The organism is Sphingomonas sandaracina (genome assembly GCF_036663695.1).
Lineage (GTDB): Bacteria > Pseudomonadota > Alphaproteobacteria > Sphingomonadales > Sphingomonadaceae > Sphingomonas.
The window spans coordinates 1-19,410 of sequence record NZ_JAXOJK010000001.1 but is presented as its reverse complement, the minus strand read 5'-3'; the positions used below and the strand labels follow the sequence as shown (position 1 = coordinate 19,410).

Sequence of the window (19,410 nt, the reverse complement as noted above, 5' to 3'; positions counted from 1 at the left end):
ACTTGAGTTACTAGTGCTGAGTCGCAGGGTTCCGGACGTCGAACTGGCGTTGATCGCCTACTCATTTCTTCTCAATACCTGTGCGCCATTGCCGCCACTAGCCTGATTGCCAAGGTGAAATTCCTTTTTATCGAGGCGAGTGCAAGCGCCCGAAGAGGTTCTTGGTCCATTTGAGACGACCCCGTGCCGCTGCAATGAAGCGCCCCTCTCAACGATTCAGTGATGAATGATCTGCAATAAGGCGGGGAAAAGGCGCCTAGGGCGCAGAAGGAGTAAGCTATGAAGAAGTCAGCGAAGACCACCGATCAGAGCGACGTGGAACTGATTGCGATGCTGGTTGCAAGGCAGCTCCAGCTCGATCACGCTATCGATGCATCACCAACCTTGAACGACTATAGCGTCATCACGAAAGAACGCGCGTACGGACCTGATACTGAACTTCACGTCGGGGTCGACCTCGGGCGGGGTGTTCGTGCCGAGGTTGTCGAAAGTCTCGGACATGACGGTAATCGCGATTTTAACGTACTGCTCCAATCCGCAAAAGACATATCGGAAACAACGGCGGATCTTCTGACCGAAGCGTCATCCATTCGCGCGATGCTATCGGAGGTCAAGTCAGCCACTAAGCGCGAGATAGCGAAAGCGAATCGTCGAAATTTGCCATATGCGTTGACGTCGGCAGAACTTCTACCAGTCCAGACTAGTAGCCGAGATAATTACTGCGTGCGCGTCGAGCATACCGCATTTGGGAGCTCGCTACGGCTCGAACAATTTGCTTTTACGGCTCATTGCGCTGAAGACGCCATCCGCGCCTTCGCAGAGGTTCGTGAGCAACAGGAAGGTCGCGCCGCCGGCCGCGCGGAACTAGACCGCATCGGCGCCAGCGGCAAGATTGATGCCGTGGTGAGCGGAGCGCTGGACCAAGCCGGATTCAATTTTGCTGAGATACTCGCAAAATTCCGGGATCAGGACGTTGTCGATCTAAAAGCTGCCGACGGTCGCAATTTCTGCCTGTACTTGAAGGAGGGCAGCATCTTCTCGAACCTGACACTAGCTGATGGCGTCCACTGGAACGAAGACAAGATCACGTTCGATAAGGCGCCGGAAGCCTTCGAGAGCTTCTCAACGGGCAATCCGCTCCGCGATCTGTATGATCATCCTCTGTTCGGCATAGGCTTGGTGGCACATTCAATCTATGGCGCGGCGGGCGGCTACGGCTCGGTTTCTTGCAACGCGTCTCGGCTCGCATTCGATGCCGATAGCGGCCGTCGCTGGTCTGTCTGACACTGCATATACAATTTGAGCGGAGCGGCGATGTGTAGCAGCGTCGCTGCCGCAAACCTGTAAGCGAAAGGTTTGTGTGGATGAGCAGAGTAGTCCCAATGAGGCCGGATCTACCGATGGGACGACGGATCGTCGACGCGACGCTCGTCGCAGCGCTCAAGCAGCATAACACCGCGGGCAAGAAGGAAGCGATCAAGGCAGGCAACACCATGGCAGAAATCTGGCCAGACAAGCCGGCCACGGCAGCTCGGAAGGATACCGATACGCGCTGAGACTTGAAGTTCGCCAAGGCGCGCCCGCTGCGCAACGACAGGCTTGAAGTCGACGTCGCCATCCCCAACTTCGGCTACGAGAATTCAATCGCGATCTGCCGGCGCTACGGCTACTTCTAACGCGGCAGGTCACCGATGGTGTCCGCTTCGACGTGTGAGGGGTCCGCGACGTGGTCAGCGGCGACAACACCGCCTCAGACGTCACGGTTCACACCCCCTATTGCAGCCGGTTCAACGAAGCCTGGCTTATGTTGATAGACCGGGTTAGCCGCATCAATCGCGCGAAACCCGGGAGCAAGGTGATGTCGCCGCGCACTGCCGGCGCACATGCGAAACGCTCCGCTGTTCGTGCCCGCATCGGGCACCTAATGCGCGTGCCGAGGTTTAGTTCGGTGCCAACCTCGACTACAATATTGACCGCTTCATCCTCGTATGTCGTGCCGCAATAGCATGGCTGGGCTTGGCCAGCACCCTTCCCCGCCACGAAGAGCCGGATACCATCCCTGCAGACCGTCAGACACGCGCGCAGCGAGCTTTTGTCATATTCGCATTTAACCCTTCCAGCACTGCGCTGTGAATGCCCAGATGATGATGACGAACCCTTGACGCCTTGCTCGCACGAACATATTTGAAAAGGGCAACTTCCCGGGTGAGAAGTTGTGTGCGCGGTGCATGTGACCCGGCTGATACAGCTGGCGCAGGCATCGTACCGGACCAAAAGTCCGGAAACCGACGGTCGGGCACCGCGGCGGCACGAGACGGATGCATGATACAGACCAAGGGCGCGCTCTCGCTCCTCCATCGCTGACTTTCAGTCAGCTGTCTGATGTCCGGTCAAGGTGCTACTTTTATGTCCTGCATTGTTGATTTCCGCAACGCGCATGCGTGTTGTGCGCTGGCTTGTCCCATGTTGCCCGACCGGCATCATGATCACATTCAGGGAGGTCGCGCATGAGTCGCCGCCGTCCCACCGCTGCCACGACACCGCTGCTCCCGCTCGCACACGGCGGCCACCTGGCACAACTTGCCGCCGAGCGCTTCCCCGCAGCCAGCGCGCCGATTGGACCGGCCGATCGCGCCACGTGGTGGCTCGGCGAGTACGTCAAGGCGCTCCAAGACCTGCCGCACCTCAAGCCCAGCGCACTGCTCGTACTCATCGCGGAACAGGACGAAAAGGCCTGCGGCGCGACCTTCACCCGCACCATCAAGCGGCTGGCGCAGCCGCATCTGCGCGATCGCACAAAGGCCACCCCTTCGCCTGCCCCGGCCCCGCGTCGCAAAGCGCCCGCACCTGTACAGCCCGCCGCATCCTCGCTTCCGCTCGTTAACAAGCCGGCTGCCGTGTCTCTACCCACACCGTCGCGCCGTAGTGATGGTGACGATGGTGGGATGGATCCGGATCTGCTCGCACGCATGGAGCGCTTGCGTGCCACCCCGCCGGGGAGGCAGCAGGCATGAGCGTTGATCCCCAGCGGTTACGCCGGCATGCCGACCTGCCGATGCTACTTGCCAGCGGCAGCAAGGCCGGTGGCAGTGCCAAGACAAGCATCCTGCTAGCCACGGCTTCGCTCGCGCTCCTTGCCGGCATGCGCGTCGGCATCATAGATGCTGACGCCACCGGCACGAGCGCGATATCGCACCGCGTCCAGCATCCTGATGTGCCGGTCATCCCGCTAGTCAAAGGGACCCAAGTATCCACGCTCTTCAATCAGCTCGCAAGCTTCGACCTCATCCTGTTCGATGTTGGCGCCAACGAACTGATGAGCGAGCAGACGTTCTTACCGTTGATGAGGCTGGTGGCTCAACTCGGTGGTCGTTATGGCAATGCGGCGATGCTGGTTTCGCAGATTCCGCACAAGAGCAACATCATCGACGACCTTTCGAGAGCCGCCGACGAACTCGGCGATCTGCTCGATATCCGCATCGTCCAGCAAAACCTGGACGGCACGGGTGCCTTCGACGCTTTGCCACCGAAGCTCGCCACGCTACCATGCTACGAGGTGCCCCATCTGACACCGAGTGTGCTCAACATGTCGCTCGGACGTGGATGGCTCCCCGCCGATCTCATCGGCAATGGCGTTCGTGGCTATCAGCGGGTGCGTGGAATTTGGGCCGCCCACCTGCTACGCATCGCGATGTCCGGAGGCTTCGCACACTGGCTCGGGCTTGATACCGCATTGCCCGTGCTGACTACGATCGCGCAGCTGGCACCTTCCCGGCCATTACCTCCCAATGTCCCGGCACGTCGACTGACTGATGAAGTTGTCGACTGCTGGAACGAGATGGGCGACGCGTTCGGCCACATCAAGTCTTCAACCAATGACCATGAACTTCTGACGGCAGCAAAGCGATTGAAAGCCAGCGACGCCTGTTATGACAGATTGCTCGCATGATAGCGCTCCATAGCCGCGGGGCATCTCGATCACTGCGTCGTCTAGTAGGTAACCCAGCGTCGACGTCATGGTCTGCAGTGCTTGTGCCCCGGCTTCCTGTTCCCATCCTGCAGCACCAGCGCAGCCGGGGTGACGAGAGGGTCTGCACGGAAGTGGGGGCTAGAGAGGGCAGGATGGGCCCGGTAAACCGGACCATGCGGGTGTTCCGCGCTACGCTTGTCACACCCGGGGCAGCCGGAGGCTGCGATGGGTCCCGTTAAGCTGCCGCGAGGCGGCGGATCGCAAGCAATCTCGACGAAGCTCGACTCCGAGCAGCTCGCCCTGTTTGAGCTGGCGGTGGCGAGCTCGGGGCTTAGCCGCGCGGCGTTTATCCGCGTGGCGGTGCTGCGCCAGATGGTTGTGCTGCGCCCGTACGAGCCACTCATGGCGCAGGGCCTCGCGACGCTGGCGGCATGCTCCGCAGCGGTGAGGAGTGGCAGGGCGGTAGACGATGCGATCGTGCGCCGCCTCGAACTGCTGGTCGAGGCACTGCATCTACTGGCAGAGATAGAGCTACGATGATCATCGTTGCGATCAGCCATCGCAACCGCCAGCAGCGCCGCGCCATGGCGCGGGCACTCGGGCAGGGCGAGCCGCGTGCCACCGGGGCACAGGTACGCGCACACTTCATGGCGCTCTCGAACTATTTGCGTGATGCCGATCCTGCCGAACTCAAACTGCTCGGCCTTGCCGACCATCCTGAGCACGCGCTGCTCGGCTATGTCACCGACCTGGCGCATGGCGGCGAGAAGGTCGATCTCGTCGGCTATCGCCACCTGCCCGCCAACTTCGAGCGCGCACAGACTGAAATGCTGTCGCAGATCGCGCGTGCCCGCGGCACCGACCCGATCGAGCATTACGTCATCAGCTGGAGTGAAGATGAGCGCCCGACGCCTGAACAGGTCGGCGAGGCGGTGGCACTGCTGATGCGCGTCCTAAACCTTCAGGCGCATCAGGCGATCTACGCAGCACACCGGAATACGCAGCACTATCATGTCCACGTCGCGGTGAACCGCGTGCACCCTGAGACCGGCACGTTGGTGGCAGCAGGCGATGGTTGGCAACTCAATGCCGCAGTGCAAGCGGCGGCCCTGATCGAACATCGCCAAGGCTGGACTGCCGAGCCGAACGCACAATACCGGGTAGATGATGACGGCGTGCGCCACATCGACAGCGACCGATTGGTCCGCCTTGCCGATGGCAGCGCCACCGGGGTGCATCCGCCCGACCGCCGCACAATGGACAAGTCGGTCGATGAACGGCTGTCGCGTGGTGCAAGCGGCTATGAGGCGCGCACTGGGCGCGAATCTTTCGAGCGCATCGCGATGACGATCGTAGCTCCCATCATCGCCCGCGCTTGCTCGTGGGACGAACTGCATGAAGACTTGGGTAAGGAGGGTCTCGGCTACGCGCGCGCGGGCACCAACGGCGCGCGGATTACGATGGGGGAGCGCGCGATCTCGGCAAGCATCGCTGCGCGCAGTGCAGCATTTACGCAGCTCGTGCAGGCTGATCGGCTCGGTGCGTTCAAGCCAGGCACATCGGAGCTAATCGTCACGCGCCAACCCCGCTTCTTGCCGGGACAGGAACGTCGTCCCGGCTATGAGGCAGCCCGCGCGGCACACGCAGCCACAGTGACGGCCGCGCACGACCAGCTCGGCGCACAGCGCGCGCAGGCACGCGCGACAATAATCGCGTGGCGGCAGAGCTTCGCCGCCGAAATCAACGCCGCACACTGGCGCGGACGCCGCGACCAGCTGAACGCCACGCGCCAATTGTTCGCGCTGCACTTTGCCGAGATCGAGCGGGGGCTGATGGCAGCAAATGCGCCAGCACTCGCGGCGCTCGATGCCGCGGCGCGCTTTCCATCCTACGACGCTTGGTGCGCAGGCGCGAGCGCGCCGTCCGTCTCGCAGGCGCTCGGGCTTGCTGTGCCAATGCTCGTCGCGCCCTCCGGAGACCATGCCGCTGAGGGCATTCCGATCGCGGGTTATAAGTGGCACCGTCGCGATGGCACCTGCATGTATCGCCGCATCGGCCAGCCGCAACCAGCGTTCACCGATTGTGGACCGACGCTCGCGATCCACACGCTCCAGCGTTCCGACGTGGTAGCTTCGCTCAAGCTGGCGCAGCAGAAATGGGGCACGGTCGAATTGATCGCCGGCAGCGACGCCTTCCTGCAGATGGCAGTCGAGGTCGCGGAAGCGGAGAAGATCACGCTTACCGGCAAGCTGGCGAAGCGCATCCAACGAGACATCGCGCGGGATGCTGCGAAAGCCCGCCCGGCCACACCACCGGTGAAGGCGCCGACAACCGAGACTACCCTCATATCGGTTCATGCGGTGCCGCGTCCGCCAACGGCGCCGACGCCCCAGCCGCCCTCACCCGCCCCGCCTTCTGTCGACGAAATGCGCGGGCTGCACCCGGCGGTTGATGCATGGCTAGATACCTGGCAGCGTAATCCCGAGGCGATGACACAGCTGCGGCCGCTGGCCGCGAAAGCCGTCGCTGATCCGCGAGCGCGTAATCTGCTCGATCAATTGGCCGCCGAAGGGCTGTCGACGGCAATGCGGTTGCGCCAGCATGCGCGCGATCACCAGCGGATGCGGGCGATGGCGCAGGCGGTAGCACCCGATCAAGGACTGGAATTGCGGTAACCGGAACGGCGGCATGTCACCGCCCTGCCGCTGCTCGGTCAGCTGACAAGATTAGCTTCACTCACGTCGTGGACGAGGTTCTGCTGAACGTCGGCCCGCCCGGTAAGCCTAAGGCAGATGATCGAGGTCGCAGCCCATCTGATCCTTGCCGGGCCGATCGGCGCGCGTGCGCGCCGATCAAGTGATGACGACCCCTACCCCAACAGGAATCATCGGGAGATAGAGTATGGAAAAGACGCGGATGTCGCGCGTGCGGCCCGGTCTCGCAGCGGCATGGAAAAGACGTTTCGCCGGTGAGGGGAAAGTGAAGAACTTGAAGGAAGGGAAAAAAAGGGTGGCGAGAGCCAGCCTCGCCTTCAGGTTCTTTCACCAGCTGTTCTTCATCGCAGCCGGTGTCCGCCGCCCCGCCTGGGGGCTTCACCACATCGCGCGTCCACCCCCACCCTTCCTCGTTTTTTGGGGGGCTGACGGTGCGCGTCACCCGGACCTGTACATCATGCTTCCATCCCACATCATCACCGCAATCGTTTTCGCGCGGCTCGATCTCGGTGACACCCACGAGCAATCCATGCCGCAGCTGATCGGTGCCGCAACCTTCACCGGCCACGTCGCGAACGCTAGCGTCACCTTCGCTCTCGATGCCGCGGTGCTCAGCGCTAAGGACACGCCCGAGGCGTTGCTATTATGGCTGAACCATCGGCTCGAGCACGACCGCAGCGTGATCACGGGATATGATCTGACCGCTGACGCCCGCCTGCTCGAGGCCCTGCCGCTGGGTCGCTGGTCGCCAGCGGTGCGCGTGCTCTCCGGGCGTCGCCAGCCACTCATCGACCTAGGCGCCAGCTCGGATGGCGAGCCGATCGGCTTCCGCGCGTGCTGCGCGGCGCTCGGCGTGCCCTCCTCCGCGCCCGATCCGGTCCGCGACTTCACCGCCTGGTGCACCGGCCGCCATGACGTGATCGTCGGCGCACTCGAACTCGATGTCATTGCGGTCTGGCGGTTGACGATGATGCAGATCGCGGCGCGCACGAGCCGGGGCGCGGATGTCCAGCGCATCATCGACGCACACCTCGCCCGCTGGCTGCGCGGCGCCGACTTCGCCGCGGCCGCCACGCACCTCGCGGCGCTGAACGCGTCTGCTCTGTCCATCACGCCCTTCACGACGCACTGAACCGGAGGTTCCCATGTCCGTTATCATCAATGACAGCTTCGCGGCGCTGCCGTTCACTCGCGCCGCCACCGTCATCACCCTGCGCACCATCTCGGTCTGCCCGAGCCTCGCCTTTCAGCCACTGGGAAGTCCTCCGGTCGGGATCGCGCTGTTCAGCGTTGTACCGTATGCCGACGGCTTCGATTTTCATACCCAAGCGCATGCGCTGCGCGACGATGCGCTGCCGTACACGCTGATCAACTGGCTGGAGGAACGACTGCCGGCGACCGGTGCGGTGCTCACCCGGGAGCGCGACCATCTCCTCCACACATTACGCGGTGCTTCGGACCCGGCACGTCACCCCCGCGTGACTGCGCTCGTGCGCGATGGTGCGGAACGGTTGAGGGTCGTGCCGCATGCCGCGATGCGCCATGTCGAGGGACTGCCGGCGCAAGGCATACCGTGCCTATGCCGTGCGAGCGAGGACTGCACGCTGCAGCTGCCGAGCTTCTTCCTCCCCGATCCTGAGGAGACCGAGACCGGGCTGATCCGCGTTGCGCAGGCGACGTGGCAGCGTTGGGCCGAACAGCATGCCGCCTGGGCAGAGCATGACCCCGCGCGCGGCGCGCTGCGTGCTTTGGCGGACCGTGTGTCCGTCAGCGCCGACGCCTGATCCCCCCTTTACGTTCCCCAAGGACAAACTCTCATGAACGCCGTTACCACGCTCCACGCCCGCCGTGCGGTTAGCATCCGTCCGATCTCCGCCAGGGGCTTCGGCCTCTTCGAGACCGACCGCCGTGCTACCCACGCTACGGTCACGGCCAATTACCTGTATATCACTCGTCAAGCCGGACCCGATGCACTCGGGTTTCTCGATTTCAGGCACCGTGATGATCTCATTGCGTTCGGGCTCGAACTGCCCGCTAGTCATCCACGCTGGGCCGAAGAAGAAGGTCGCATCTGGCGCGAGGCGGATGTGGCTACCACTCACCTTGCCCCGGATGCGGTGCTCGCTTGGCATCTCGTCATAACGCTTCCAGAAACCTGCCATGCCGGCGATTGGGTCACGATGGTGCGCGATTATGCCCGAATCACCATTGCCGCGCACGGCCCGACTGTGACATGGGCGATTCACGCCAAGCCTGGCGGTGCGGAGGGGTGGGCCGTTCCGCCGCATGCCCATCTCCTCATGACCACACGGGTGTGGCGGCACGATGCGCGGCACGGAAAAACGGTGCCGACATGGTGTGGTCCCGCGATGCAGGCGCGGCTTCATGCCGATTGGTTGACGAGGCTGCCGGACGCGATGCGCGCAGCAGCGACTACGCCCTACCGGGCCGGCATCTACGCGCCGGCGCATCCCGACTGCGCTGCTCTTGTCGGGCTGTTCGGCGGCCCGGCCCACCAGCGGGGCGCGCCTTCTAGGCGGAGTATCCGGCACCGTCCGAGTCGCAGGATCAGGTTGATGCGGAAGCCTCCGCCTTTAGCTTCTCCAGACCAGCGGGGTGCCTAGAGCTTATGGTACCCCGGCGATGCAGCCGCGACGCTCGTGTCGTCCAGTACGGTTTCTGTCTCGTCTGAGCGTCGGATCGGGATGGTGTATGCAGCTGTCCCACGGCCTCGGGTTGGGTCTGGACGCCCGTCCCACGGACATCGACGACCTCATGAATGACCGTACGCCCAGAAAGCGGAATCGACGTGAACGAGGTACGCCCTCGAAGCGGACCGCCGGACCTCACGTGGCCTGCGGTCAGCAATATGCGCCAGCGAACTAAGCGGACAGAGGCGGGCTGTCCCCCAACTCCGTCCCGAAGCCCGGAATACTCGCGCTGCTGAAGCGCCGGCCGAACGCCCAGAGCTCATCCTAGGCGAACGCTCGGGCCCGCGGCGACCCATGATCAATCACGACCGGTCGACCTGACGCCTGGGTGTGCCTTCGCGCGCCAGGTCTAGCCCGCGTCGGTCCGGACACACGTCTTCATCAGGAGAAGGATATGGCTCGTTATAAAACAGAGGTCGCGCGGGAGCTGCAGGACCGTGATGCCGACGTCCGGGTTCTTCGGCGCGTGGAGGTTCCCACGGGACTGACCAGACGGGGCGCCGACGCCGTGGCCGGCATCGGCGTCGTGATCGACGTCGAGACAACCAGTACCGATTTCGACACCGACGTCGTGATCGAGCCGGCGGCTCGGCGGTTCGCGCACGACGAACGCCACGTGATCACGCGGATCGATCGCCTCTATCCATGGCAGGAGGATCCCAAACGGCGGCTTTCGGAAAAAGTGGTTCGCATCACGGGTCTCGTCGACGACGAACTCATGGGCAAGCGCATCGACGAGGCTGAGGCTTCGCGGATTGTCGGGTCCGCCGACGTACGCATCGCGCACAATGCGGCGTTCGACCGTCCTTTTGTCGAACGGCGGCTACCCGGCACCGCCGACATGCCGTGGGCCTGCTCGATCCAGGACATCGGTTGGACGGAACTCGGGTTCGAGTGCGCGAAGTTGGGATGGATCCTGACGCAGTGCAGGTTCTTCCACGAAGCGCATCGAGCCGCTGCCGACGTCCATGCGACGATCCAGATCGTTCAGCACGAGATCGTACCCGAAATGACCGCGCTGAACCTGTTGATGACGCGAGCCGCGGCAAACGGCTGGATCGTTCGGGCGTTCGGTGCCGCGTTCGACGTCAAGGAGGTGGTGCGAGCTTGCCGGTATCGCTGGAACGCGGTCCAGGAGGTTTGGTGGAAGGAGGTTCGCGACAGGGTGGCTGAAGAGGCATGGCTTGCCGAGAACGTCTATTCTTACCGGGCATATCCGAAGGCACGCTCTGCGGACTTCGAACCGATCGACTGGCGAACCCGCCATGGGCGATGATCACGAGCGGAAGCGTGCAGACCAGTCCAAACGATCGCGAGATGCCTACGAGCGACGCGTAAGGACGGCGATCTGTTCTGCGCAGTGGACCACTCGGTGGTCGGCATACGCCGCTTCTCTTGCTCCCGATGCCCGGGCCGGGGGCATCGCCACGGCCAAAGTCCGCATGCTGGCCCCCAAGCCGCGTCTTCTGTCATGCCTGAGGAAACTCGGACATCTCGTCGGCACTAACGGCGACTGGTATCTCGCGACGAGTTGGCCTGGGGTGGACAGCCCTTTCGTGCTGTGGCGGTCGAGTAAGACGACGATAAGGGTCCTGACGACTGCGCTTAAGGGCGAGGCCGAGTTTGAGGTTCTCGTGATACCATCGCGTGAATGAACGAGCATCATTTCAGACGCCGCAGTTGGACAAGGCCCCAAGCCTATTCGTCCGTGGTCACGATCAGCGGCACTCACCATGCGAGACCGTTGCCAGTACCGATTCCATCGAACGGCGGCACCGAACGCGACCGCAGCGCATGACAGCGACAGATACCTGCTTCCAGCGTGAAGGGCTTGACCAGTATCCAGTCTCATGGATGCTGGCGCCCCGGGAATTCTTCAAAGACCGTGACACGAGCGAAGGGTGATGGGGCTTGACGGGTGCCTCCGTGCGATCCTGCTGCACGGCCTTTCGATCGAGCTCGATACTGACCCCGAACTCGTCGACGATCCGATGGCGGACGACGTGTTCGGTCACCCCTCGCCTCTGATGGTCTGATGGCGGAACCACGACGGGAGAATGATCCGATGAAGGTTACGAAGACGACGGGAAGCCGACGCATGGCACCGCGACCGTGACCGCCCGGACGGGTGTACGTGAACGGCCGGCCCGTTCACCAGCGGCCGTCCGTGGCACGCGAGGGCTCCGTGGAAGACGGCGCGGGGCGCGGCGGACTGCGCCGGCCGAGGCGCGGCCGCAGCACGGGGTCCGAGCTTTCGCCAAGCCACCGCCTGTTTACCGCGACCATCGCCTACGCGGACGGAGATGTCATGATCCAAGCCTTCCACGCCTCGGTTGCGACCCATTCCGCTCAGGTGATCCAGCGTCTCCGGAACCGCTTCGGCGACGACGTCATCCCGGTCGCCGAGCTCCGGCTCGGGTTTCATCCGGCAGCGCCCATCGCCGTGTCGCTGGTTTCGGCCGCGATCGCCGACATGATCCGCCTCACCGAGCGTAACCTCGACTGCTCGTCCGCCGCGTCGGCGGTCGTACCGCGGGAAAGCTTCACAACCACACCCGGCGACGCCAAGGGTTCCGCGGTCAATGCGGCGTCTGTTACGAGTTCCGCTATGCCCCTCGCGAACAGGTCTCGGTCGCTACCCCATGCCTCTAGAGCAGCCCTCTGACTGGGTGCGGCAACTTAGGCGTCATTGAAGCCGGCGACCGTTCGGTAGACTTTCAGCTTTTGCGCACGGGCCATTATGATCGATACTGCGCTATGGCGCAGAGTGGAAGCTAACGGCAATCGCCCATTCGATACTGCCGCCAGTACCGATCCCACCGCACAGCCGCGCCGGAAGCGATCGCAGCGCACGACAGTGATCGACCGTCGGGCAGCGTGCACCGAGCGACAACGCGACTGTAGCTCTTGCCGATTGCGTCGCATCGCAACGTCTTTCGCAATACCAAGCGCTCGACGATCTGCTGGCTGCGGTTGGCGGCGAGGTTGTCGCACCGGTAGTTCACGCGGCGCGGATCTGACGCGCGGCAAGGCGATGCGCTTTCAAAGTCTGGCGCCTGTACGCCAGCAATCCGAACCTTAATGCCGTTCGAGCACCATAGGGGTCCGTCGCCGTCGTGGACGCGGGTCACGGTGCAGGAGAAAGCCGTCGCTGGCGCGAGGGCAATCATCGAGCCACCGGCCGCATCAGTGCTTCGTCCGGCTGGCATCTGCCACAGCGTTCAGACAGTCGGCTAAGACTTCCCACTGCCGGTACTGCTCAGGCTGTCCCGGCAGTGTCTTTTGCATACCAGACGCTACGATCTGGCAGGCTCCCATCTGCCCATGGTCCGCCATCAGTACGAAAGCCTGCTTCCATACGTCCTGCATCACACAGACAGCCATTCCGACTCTGCATCGTCCACTGCGGCAAACATATCGCCCTCGGCCTTCATGGAGCTGAGATGCTTACGGACGGCTTCCGGATCTCCGTGACGCGGGAAGCGGCGATCGGCAGCGGCTCCGATCGCAAGCTGACCGACAAGATCGCTTCGGTCCTTCTGCGTCACCAGCCATTGGCCGAACGCCGGCTTTGGCTCCTGCTGGTCTTCATCGTGATCGGTCATCGGGCGTCCTTCGAATCGATGGCCCACCAATCGCATTAGATTGATGTTCTTGCAATGTTCTTGCGAATCAATCGGGATCGCGCCTAGCTATGGGCATGCCGCTCGCGGCGACTCGAGTCTGATGGAGCAACGAAATGCAGCATGATCTGCGGCTGAGAGCGGCTGCGGGCGCGATTTACGACAACGTCTACCCGTTCGTTCGGGACGCCGATCTACGACTTCGAGCAGATGATGGGCGCGCTTTCGCAATACGCGCTGCGGGCGGGCGAGAAGCTGCGATCTCACGGCTTGGTCGCGGCCCGGCTGACCGCATTCTTCCACACGAACAAGCACAAGCCCGACCGGCCACAGTACGGCGAATCACGTATGGTGACGCTGCATCCGATGACGAACGACAGTCTTGAGCTGATCGCAGCAGCCAGGCGCGGCGCGGACAAGGCATGGCGTGGCGGCTACGCATACACGAAGGCCGGCATCATGCTCGACGATCTGCTTCCCGAGGAGGAGCGACCGCGCACGCTGTTCGAGGAGGATACGGGGAAGCGAGATCGGCTGATGGGCGCGCTTGACGCGATCAACGGGAGGTTCGGTACGTGGACGGCCGTGACGGCGTCCCAGGGGTTCAAGCGCGAGTGGAAGATGCGGTCGGCGATGCGGTCACCGGCGTGGACTACCAACATTGCCGACGTGCCGACTGTTAAAGCCTGAAGGGTTCGAAGATTGGGCGTTGCCGTCCCTTGGCAGGTTTGAACCCGAAAGACGATGTGCCTCGCCGCGTGGATACGGCGAGGCACATGGAACTACTGCAGATCGTTACCTTCAAGGCCGGACATCCGAGGACCGACTGTCTTGGACACATCGGCACGTACAGAGTCATTGTGGTCCTTCACCGTCTTAACGACATCACCCTTTTTATCGAGAAGCACAGCCCCGTCCGGCGAGCCTTCGGGCGCCAAGCGCACGATAAGCGGGCTCGGGTAGAGGCGGTTGCTGGCGCCGTTGCTGCCGTCAACGATGGCACCTACGCCACCACCCAATAGGATGTTGCCGAAAGAACTACCGTTCAGCTTCGACTGGATGAGAACGTAAGTCGGCTTGTGGCCCGCCATTGTTACGTCGGCACGAAGATCGTCCTTGCGGCGAAATTCCAGTTTGCACGGAGTCGTGCAGGAAGTGCCGTTCGTGAACTTGACCGTGGCGCCATCCGGTCGCGATGCGACGGTGTAATCGGTCTTGGTCCCGTTAAGAACTGTTGCGCAGCCCCCTAAGCTGACGGTCAGCGCCGCAATCGTTATCGCAAAAATCTTCTTCAATTTATCCCCCTGTCGCCTCTATTGGGCGCGCGCTTATTACCCGCCAGAACGATCCGGACAAGGGAAGAAATACATATGGATCAAAATAGGATAGCTAAGACAGGTTTTCATATCAAAGCCATGGGATGAAACAACCTACAGTCAATACAAAAATCATCGGAAACGGATATATTCAACTTCGATTGATCTATATTAGACGAGAGAACGGATTTTAGTATTCTCGTTAACAGTGCAATTACTATGGCCGTGTCGGGAAGATCGGCCCTCGAGCCGACATCTGATCCGCTGGATACGGGCGTTGCAACGCCAGTACGTCGTCATAGCTGCCGGTAAGCCACCGATCGTGATCAGCGGGGTTGAGCACCGTGATCATTGCCTTGGGATGGATCGGGGCAACAAGTTCGTTCGCGTCGCAGGTGACCATCGCGAAATAGCGCTGATCGCCAACCTGCCGCCAGAAGCCGGCGATCGCAAACACCGGCTGCTCCCTCACCTCGAACCACATCTCCCCCTTGATCGGCTTCTTGCCGTCGCCAAGGTCGGTGGGCTCGCGGGCCCATTCGCAGAACTCCGTCAGTGGGATCAGGCAGCGGTTGGCCGGATTGGTAACAAGCGAGCGCCATTGTGGGAGATGGAGGGTGCGCACATTGGTCTGCGCAACCTTGCGGCCTGCCTGCTTGGCCTGCCCTGCCAGGACGTCCCATTCCATCACGTCGAGCCCGCGGCGGCCGTTTTCGTTCCGCACGACATACGCTCGACCAAACGGGCGTAATTCCTTGGGATCGAACCGATTGTCCATCGGCTTGGGCGTCAGCCACTCCGCGCCGAAGCGCTCGGTGATCGTTTCAGGCTCGCCGTCGAACCTGGCTCGGTTGCACATCAAATAATCCCTATGATCGTTGCAACCATAGACAGGGCACTTGCGGTTACGAGCGTGCCGACGAACGCGAGCTCGATCTTCATGCCCAACGACATGGGTGTGTCACGCCGGCGGCTCAATCGACGAGGTTCCGACGTCTCATCTCGTCACGAAGCGTTTCGGCCGCCAAGTCGCCAACCTCACCCTCGGTCTGACGATACGCTGCCAGAAGCTCGTCGTCGGTCGCACTAGCCATCAGGCCTTCGGCTTGTACGGTGAACGTATCGACTTGCTCCGCTGCCGCCTCCGCAGCTTCGTCTGACGACGCCTCGCCCGATGGCACATCTGCCGCCGGTGCCATCACCGCATCCTGCTTGAATACATCGAACGCCTCCGCGGCTTCGTTGCGTCGGGCGATCAGCGAGCGGAGCTGGCCGAGAAGATCAAACTGCGATGCGGTGTTTTCCATCTCGCCAGCCTACGCTGGGTTTATCGGTTCGCGCAATCACACGTCGTTTCAAACCGATGTGTGGCCGGACTGTCCTGGAAAACGCGATTTAACGCGCGGCCGGGCTGTCGCTCATTTGCTTGTTGATCCCGCGTAGGTTGGGTTAGTGGTCCGGATCAAGGGAGTTACGTCAATGCGTTACATAATTCGGAAAGACGGCGAGATGTCCACCCTGGGCATTCACCGCAACAGCTTTGACGAGGCGCTCGCTACCGCCGCCGAAATGATTGCGATGCGCGACGACGAGAAGTCGATCGCGGTTGAAGACACGTGGGAAAATCGAACGATCGACGAAGCCGAAATCGCGTCGCTGATCTCTGCGAGATCACCGGACCTCGCTGCCACGGCGCAAGACGGTTGATTTGTGGTGACGCATGAACGGCTATGTTGAGTTTCAAAGCCCCGAGGGCGATCCGGTCGTCGTAAATGTGAATCGCGTGAACTATGTGCGCCGTTTCAAAGGCTGGAACGACGCCAGTGCCGTGAACTTTGAAAAGGGCAATTATGTCGTGGTCAAGGGCAACCTCCCAGCGGTGATGAAGGTGCTTGCGGAAGAATAGTTGTTATCTCCGCTAGCATTCTTACCGACAAAGACGGAAACGACGCCGTTGACCGCTCGCCTATCCCGCGACAGTTTCAACTAGCCCGGTCCTCGGGCAGGAGAATGCCAGATGCGTAAACTGCTGTTCGCTGCCGCCTCGCTGTCGTTGCTCGTAGGTGCACCGTCGATCGCCGCGCCGTGCAAGGACGCCAAGGGGCGCTTCACCAAGTGTCCACCGAAAAGGCCCGTCAAGACCGTTCGGTGCAAGAGTGCGAACGGAAAGTTCGCGAAGTGCGGCACGGCTGGCGCCAAGCCAGTCTGAAGCGCGACGAGCGCGGGTGTTATCGCCCGCGCTCGCTACCTTAATGTTTTGCAGGGGTCGTAACGACCATCGGCGTAATGGCCGGCACCACAGCCACCGATACATCCTCGTCCATAAACGCTGTCACCGGTGCCCCAAGAGGAGCTTCCGCGCTGGTACCGGTAATGAAGAAGCCCGCGACGGGTAGCAACGCTACTGCGACGACGCCAGCGGTCCCCGTTGTGCCCTTATCGTCAATTGAACCACTCACGCGGATCTGTCGGCCATTTGCGCGCACGTAGCCGCCGATGCCGACCGCCACCTCCTCGCGCTGCACGGCACGGTCGGCACCGGTCGACGGGGGTACACCACGCCAAGATTTCTACAGGCAAACGTGAGAACAAGTTCGGTGTCGCCATCGCCGAGGCGCCCGACATGTTCGACCGTCTCGCGAGCCTGGATGGGTTGGACCTCCACGGGATAGCGCTCCATATCGGCAGCCAGCTTGGCGACCTGGGGCCCCTCGAAACTGCCTACCGGCGGGTCGGTGAACTGGTGCTCGAGCTGCGCGAGCGCGGTCACACGATAATACGTGTCGATCTGGGCGGGGGGCTGGGCATTCCCTACGGTGCCCGCGATACGATGCCGTCGTTTGAGGACTATGCTGCGATGGTCACCCGGGTGACGGAGCAGTGGAACACCGGCCTCACGTTCGAGCCTGGCCGGGTTATCGCCGGGTTGGCCGGCGTTTTGATGACCCGCGTGATATGGGTAAAGCCGGGCGTCACGCATCCGTTTGTGATCGTGGATGCAGCCATGAACGACCTCGCACGGCCTGCGCTCTACGACGCCTATCACCGGTTTGCCGCTGTCGCACCGAACGGGGAAACCATGGTGGCCAATATCGGGGGCCGGTTTGCGAAACCGGCGACACCTTTGGCATGGCGCAAACGATCGATCGCGTAGGACATGGTGACCTGGCCGTCTTCCACGCGACCGGCGCATATGGTGCCGCAATGGCCTCGAGTTACAACTGCCGCCCGTTGAGCCCTCAGGTGCTGGTCGACGGTGATACGTTTACGGTAATCGGTGATCGGTGATCGGTGATCGGTGATCGGTGATCGGTGATCGGTGATCGGTGATCGGTGATCGGTGATCGGTGATCGGTGATCGGATCCTGCCAACGGAATTGGCGGCCTAGTCAAAGCTTTCTTGGGTCGTCGGTAAAGCAGCGGACATCGCCTGGCCTGCTACGGATTTGATCGTGCAATCGATCTTTATTTATGTCGAGGCGGCACTCGCTGAGATAGCCGGGTGCTTTGCATTCTGGGCATGGCTTCGCATGTCTAAGTCAGCGCTCTGGCTTTTGCCGGTTGCGCATCATTAGTTGCGTTCGCCTATCTGCTTACCCGGGTTGACGCGTCGGATGCCGGCCGAGCGTATGCCGCAAATGGAGGCATCTACATCACGGCAGCGGTGCTTTGGCCGTAGATCGCCAAGGGCGTTCGCCCCGATCGGTGGGACCTCGGGGGTACTGCGCTGTGCCTCTTGGGCGCGGCAGTAATTCCTTACGGCCCTAACCGCACATAGGTCACCGTCGCATAGGCCTTTCCCGATCAGAAACGATTACTCCTGAGCGCCGAAATCATGCGGAGCTGGAGCACAATGGGGGTAGATCCCGAGCTCATAAAATCGGAATAGAAATGCGCGTTGTGCTGCTGATCCTGCTACTTACGCTCGGGGCTTGCGACGAACACAAGCGACCTAGTAGCTTCGACGCCAAATCGAGTGGGACTAATGCTGCCCCCTACAATGGGGTGCCGGAGGGAGAGCTGAAGAAATAGCAGACGGGGGCTGGCCTCCATCTCTCGATGAAAGCCAAGAGGTTACTCCGGTGCGTCGTCGGCCTTGCGCTTGCGTGACGCCGGCTTTGCTGCCTCTGCCTTCGTAGCGTTAGTCTGACCGGGCTTGCGACCCAAGCCGATCTTTTTCGCCATAGCACGACGGCTTTCCGAATATGTCGCAGCGACCATCGGATAGTCAGCCTTCAGGTTGTAACGCTCGCGATATTCCGCGGGCGTCATGCCGTTGGTTGCGAGATGACGGCGCAACGTCTTGTATGATTTGCCATCGATCATGCTGATGATGTGATCCGGGCTGGCAAGGGACTTCCGGGCTGTGACTGCGCCGACATACTCCTTGGGCTCTTCGGCAGACGTTTCCGATGCCGGCGAACCACCAACAAGCGACTGAATGCTGATGTGCATCTGCGATAAGAATGCAGGAATGTCATCGGCAGATGTGCGGGTGTTTGGATTGCTGAGCCACGCAATCGTCAACTCCGTAGCGAGTTCGATAGCGTTAGGCTGGTAGGTATCGTCGGACATAGAGGCCTCCATTTGGCTGGTGGCAAGTATGACCTGGTTAGTATTTGTACAAGCAGCCGATTCGATATCGGTCCAGCGTGAGGTTTTCTCGTCAACAACGAGGCGCGAAAACTTAGCTTATTCCCGTCGATTGATTTGGACGGTCTTCGGCATTTCCAGCGCGCCCTCGTTTGTCCCGATCGAAGATTGAATTTCGGGATTGTCTGGGTCGGGAAGCTAGCTTTGGTCAGCCGGGAAGGCGGGGCGAGGTCTGAGATCAGCGCAAGTTTAAGCCGAGCCTAATGGGGTCCGGAATACGTCACCAGCGAAAAACGTTTTCAGCCGTACGCGTGCCTTTCTAGGCTAATCGTCAAGCGACGGCATTTGCCGCATAGAACCTAGGACCGCCTCGCTAGCCGCGCCGGCCGATAGCGGTTTGGAGTACAGATACCCTTGCGTGGCCGCACAACCAATGGCGATGAGCGCGTCCGCCTGATCGTTGGTTTCGACGCCCTCGGCGAT

The 19,410-nt window shown here is 61.8% G+C and carries 21 protein-coding genes and 3 pseudogenes; 17 read left to right on the top strand and 7 right to left on the bottom strand.

Features of this window, described 5'->3' with window-relative positions; translation table 11 throughout:
• Positions 1 to 279: 279 nt before the first annotated feature.
• The 11 genes from U1707_RS00120 to U1707_RS00070 all read left to right on the top strand — a co-directional run bounded on the left by U1707_RS00120 (position 280) and on the right by U1707_RS00070 (position 11,431).
• Positions 280 to 1,284: a hypothetical protein gene (locus U1707_RS00120; RefSeq protein ID WP_332798140.1), complete on the top strand. Its 1,005-nt coding sequence runs from the start codon at positions 280 to 282 to the stop codon at positions 1,282 to 1,284.
• A gap of 98 nt (positions 1,285 to 1,382) precedes the next feature.
• The gene (locus U1707_RS00115; RefSeq protein WP_332798139.1) at positions 1,383 to 1,556 is read left to right on the top strand and encodes a hypothetical protein; all 174 of its coding nucleotides are present in this window, start codon (positions 1,383 to 1,385) and stop codon (positions 1,554 to 1,556) included.
• 951 nt (positions 1,557 to 2,507) lie between these two features.
• Complete coding sequence (locus tag U1707_RS00110) at positions 2,508 to 3,014, top strand: hypothetical protein (RefSeq protein WP_332798138.1); 507 nt, start codon at positions 2,508 to 2,510, stop codon at positions 3,012 to 3,014.
• Entirely contained in the window at positions 3,011 to 3,949 is a 939-nt protein-coding gene (locus U1707_RS00105) for a hypothetical protein (RefSeq protein ID WP_332798137.1), read from the top strand. Before U1707_RS00110 ends, U1707_RS00105 begins: the two co-directional genes overlap by 4 nt.
• A gap of 246 nt (positions 3,950 to 4,195) precedes the next feature.
• Positions 4,196 to 4,510, top strand: a complete 315-nt coding sequence (locus U1707_RS00100; protein ID WP_332798136.1) for a hypothetical protein — start codon at positions 4,196 to 4,198, stop codon at positions 4,508 to 4,510.
• Entirely contained in the window at positions 4,507 to 6,645 is a 2,139-nt protein-coding gene (locus tag U1707_RS00095; protein ID WP_332798135.1) for a relaxase/mobilization nuclease domain-containing protein, read from the top strand. Before U1707_RS00100 ends, U1707_RS00095 begins: the two co-directional genes overlap by 4 nt.
• A 226-nt stretch (positions 6,646 to 6,871) precedes the next feature.
• Entirely contained in the window at positions 6,872 to 7,816 is a 945-nt protein-coding gene (locus tag U1707_RS00090) for a hypothetical protein (protein ID WP_332798134.1), read from the top strand.
• Positions 7,817 to 7,829: 13 nt separating this feature from the next.
• Positions 7,830 to 8,468 (top strand): hypothetical protein, encoded by a 639-nt coding sequence (locus tag U1707_RS00085; protein ID WP_332798133.1) that lies wholly within the window; start codon positions 7,830 to 7,832, stop codon positions 8,466 to 8,468.
• A 33-nt stretch (positions 8,469 to 8,501) separates the two neighbouring features.
• Complete coding sequence (locus U1707_RS00080; protein WP_332798132.1) at positions 8,502 to 9,308, top strand: MobA/MobL family protein; 807 nt, start codon at positions 8,502 to 8,504, stop codon at positions 9,306 to 9,308.
• A gap of 481 nt (positions 9,309 to 9,789) precedes the next feature.
• A complete protein-coding gene (locus tag U1707_RS00075) occupies positions 9,790 to 10,671 on the top strand; it encodes a 3'-5' exonuclease (protein WP_332798131.1) in 882 nt (293 codons plus the stop codon).
• Between the two features lie 625 nt (positions 10,672 to 11,296).
• Complete coding sequence (locus tag U1707_RS00070; protein WP_332798130.1) at positions 11,297 to 11,431, top strand: hypothetical protein; 135 nt, start codon at positions 11,297 to 11,299, stop codon at positions 11,429 to 11,431.
• A 481-nt stretch (positions 11,432 to 11,912) separates the two neighbouring features.
• On the opposite strand, the pseudogene U1707_RS00065 reads toward U1707_RS00070, so the two are convergent.
• Positions 11,913 to 12,134, bottom strand: a pseudogene (locus tag U1707_RS00065) (hypothetical protein); the annotation flags it as partial.
• 629 nt (positions 12,135 to 12,763) lie between these two features.
• The gene (locus tag U1707_RS00060) at positions 12,764 to 13,000 is read right to left on the bottom strand and encodes a YozE family protein (RefSeq protein WP_332798129.1); all 237 of its coding nucleotides are present in this window, start codon (positions 12,998 to 13,000) and stop codon (positions 12,764 to 12,766) included.
• A 162-nt stretch (positions 13,001 to 13,162) separates the two neighbouring features.
• Between U1707_RS00060 and U1707_RS00055 the strand changes: the two genes are divergently transcribed.
• The gene (locus tag U1707_RS00055; protein WP_332799003.1) at positions 13,163 to 13,708 is read left to right on the top strand and encodes a DinB/UmuC family translesion DNA polymerase; all 546 of its coding nucleotides are present in this window, start codon (positions 13,163 to 13,165) and stop codon (positions 13,706 to 13,708) included.
• A gap of 92 nt (positions 13,709 to 13,800) precedes the next feature.
• Here the strand turns inward: U1707_RS00055 and U1707_RS00050 are convergent, their stop codons facing one another.
• From U1707_RS00050 to U1707_RS00040, 3 genes are all read right to left on the bottom strand, one after another.
• Positions 13,801 to 14,313 (bottom strand): hypothetical protein, encoded by a 513-nt coding sequence (locus tag U1707_RS00050; protein WP_332798128.1) that lies wholly within the window; start codon positions 14,311 to 14,313, stop codon positions 13,801 to 13,803.
• A 238-nt stretch (positions 14,314 to 14,551) separates the two neighbouring features.
• The gene (locus tag U1707_RS00045) at positions 14,552 to 15,193 is read right to left on the bottom strand and encodes an SOS response-associated peptidase family protein (RefSeq protein ID WP_332798127.1); all 642 of its coding nucleotides are present in this window, start codon (positions 15,191 to 15,193) and stop codon (positions 14,552 to 14,554) included.
• A 115-nt stretch (positions 15,194 to 15,308) separates the two neighbouring features.
• On the bottom strand, positions 15,309 to 15,641 hold the full coding sequence (locus U1707_RS00040) for a hypothetical protein (protein ID WP_332798126.1): 333 nt from the start codon (positions 15,639 to 15,641) through the stop codon (positions 15,309 to 15,311).
• Between the two features lie 202 nt (positions 15,642 to 15,843).
• Here U1707_RS00040 and U1707_RS00035 point away from each other — a divergent pair, with 202 nt between their 5' ends.
• The 3 genes from U1707_RS00035 (at position 15,844) to U1707_RS00025 (ending at position 16,543) form a co-directional block, all read left to right on the top strand.
• The gene (locus U1707_RS00035) at positions 15,844 to 16,041 is read left to right on the top strand and encodes a hypothetical protein (protein ID WP_332798125.1); all 198 of its coding nucleotides are present in this window, start codon (positions 15,844 to 15,846) and stop codon (positions 16,039 to 16,041) included.
• A gap of 13 nt (positions 16,042 to 16,054) precedes the next feature.
• Positions 16,055 to 16,240, top strand: a complete 186-nt coding sequence (locus U1707_RS00030) for a hypothetical protein (protein ID WP_332798124.1) — start codon at positions 16,055 to 16,057, stop codon at positions 16,238 to 16,240.
• Positions 16,241 to 16,351: 111 nt separating this feature from the next.
• Complete coding sequence (locus U1707_RS00025; protein WP_332798123.1) at positions 16,352 to 16,543, top strand: hypothetical protein; 192 nt, start codon at positions 16,352 to 16,354, stop codon at positions 16,541 to 16,543.
• 40 nt (positions 16,544 to 16,583) lie between these two features.
• On the opposite strand, the gene U1707_RS00020 is transcribed toward U1707_RS00025, so the two are convergent.
• Positions 16,584 to 16,859: a hypothetical protein gene (locus U1707_RS00020; RefSeq protein ID WP_443025655.1), complete on the bottom strand. Its 276-nt coding sequence runs from the start codon at positions 16,857 to 16,859 to the stop codon at positions 16,584 to 16,586.
• A gap of 32 nt (positions 16,860 to 16,891) precedes the next feature.
• On the opposite strand from U1707_RS00020, the pseudogene U1707_RS00015 reads away from it, so the two are divergent.
• Positions 16,892 to 17,622: pseudogene (locus U1707_RS00015) on the top strand (diaminopimelate decarboxylase family protein); the annotation flags it as partial.
• Between the two features lie 164 nt (positions 17,623 to 17,786).
• Positions 17,787 to 18,112: pseudogene (locus tag U1707_RS00010) on the top strand (YnfA family protein).
• Positions 18,113 to 18,408: 296 nt separating this feature from the next.
• On the opposite strand, the gene U1707_RS00005 reads toward U1707_RS00010, so the two are convergent.
• Complete coding sequence (locus U1707_RS00005; protein ID WP_332798122.1) at positions 18,409 to 18,909, bottom strand: Ros/MucR family transcriptional regulator; 501 nt, start codon at positions 18,907 to 18,909, stop codon at positions 18,409 to 18,411.
• Positions 18,910 to 19,410 lie beyond the last annotated feature (501 nt).

Excerpts from the sequence above, each read along its gene's own strand:
- U1707_RS00085 (WP_332798133.1), top strand. The coding sequence starts at position 7,830 with ATGTCCGTTATCATCAATGACAGCTTCGCGGCGCTGCCGTTCACTCGC.
- U1707_RS00040 (WP_332798126.1), bottom strand. The coding sequence starts at position 15,641 with ATGGAAAACACCGCATCGCAGTTTGATCTTCTCGGCCAGCTCCGCTCG.
- U1707_RS00035 (WP_332798125.1), top strand. The coding sequence starts at position 15,844 with ATGTCCACCCTGGGCATTCACCGCAACAGCTTTGACGAGGCGCTCGCT.
- U1707_RS00110 (WP_332798138.1), top strand. The coding sequence starts at position 2,508 with ATGAGTCGCCGCCGTCCCACCGCTGCCACGACACCGCTGCTCCCGCTC.
- U1707_RS00060 (WP_332798129.1), bottom strand. The coding sequence starts at position 13,000 with ATGACCGATCACGATGAAGACCAGCAGGAGCCAAAGCCGGCGTTCGGC.
- U1707_RS00080 (WP_332798132.1), top strand. The coding sequence starts at position 8,502 with ATGAACGCCGTTACCACGCTCCACGCCCGCCGTGCGGTTAGCATCCGT.
- U1707_RS00075 (WP_332798131.1), top strand. The coding sequence starts at position 9,790 with ATGGCTCGTTATAAAACAGAGGTCGCGCGGGAGCTGCAGGACCGTGAT.
- U1707_RS00120 (WP_332798140.1), top strand. The coding sequence starts at position 280 with ATGAAGAAGTCAGCGAAGACCACCGATCAGAGCGACGTGGAACTGATT.
- U1707_RS00105 (WP_332798137.1), top strand. The coding sequence starts at position 3,011 with ATGAGCGTTGATCCCCAGCGGTTACGCCGGCATGCCGACCTGCCGATG.
- U1707_RS00030 (WP_332798124.1), top strand. The coding sequence starts at position 16,055 with ATGAACGGCTATGTTGAGTTTCAAAGCCCCGAGGGCGATCCGGTCGTC.
- U1707_RS00045 (WP_332798127.1), bottom strand. The coding sequence starts at position 15,193 with ATGTGCAACCGAGCCAGGTTCGACGGCGAGCCTGAAACGATCACCGAG.
- U1707_RS00115 (WP_332798139.1), top strand. The coding sequence starts at position 1,383 with ATGAGGCCGGATCTACCGATGGGACGACGGATCGTCGACGCGACGCTC.
- U1707_RS00100 (WP_332798136.1), top strand. The coding sequence starts at position 4,196 with ATGGGTCCCGTTAAGCTGCCGCGAGGCGGCGGATCGCAAGCAATCTCG.
- U1707_RS00090 (WP_332798134.1), top strand. The coding sequence starts at position 6,872 with ATGGAAAAGACGCGGATGTCGCGCGTGCGGCCCGGTCTCGCAGCGGCA.
- U1707_RS00005 (WP_332798122.1), bottom strand. The coding sequence starts at position 18,909 with ATGTCCGACGATACCTACCAGCCTAACGCTATCGAACTCGCTACGGAG.
- U1707_RS00025 (WP_332798123.1), top strand. The coding sequence starts at position 16,352 with ATGCGTAAACTGCTGTTCGCTGCCGCCTCGCTGTCGTTGCTCGTAGGT.
- U1707_RS00095 (WP_332798135.1), top strand. The coding sequence starts at position 4,507 with ATGATCATCGTTGCGATCAGCCATCGCAACCGCCAGCAGCGCCGCGCC.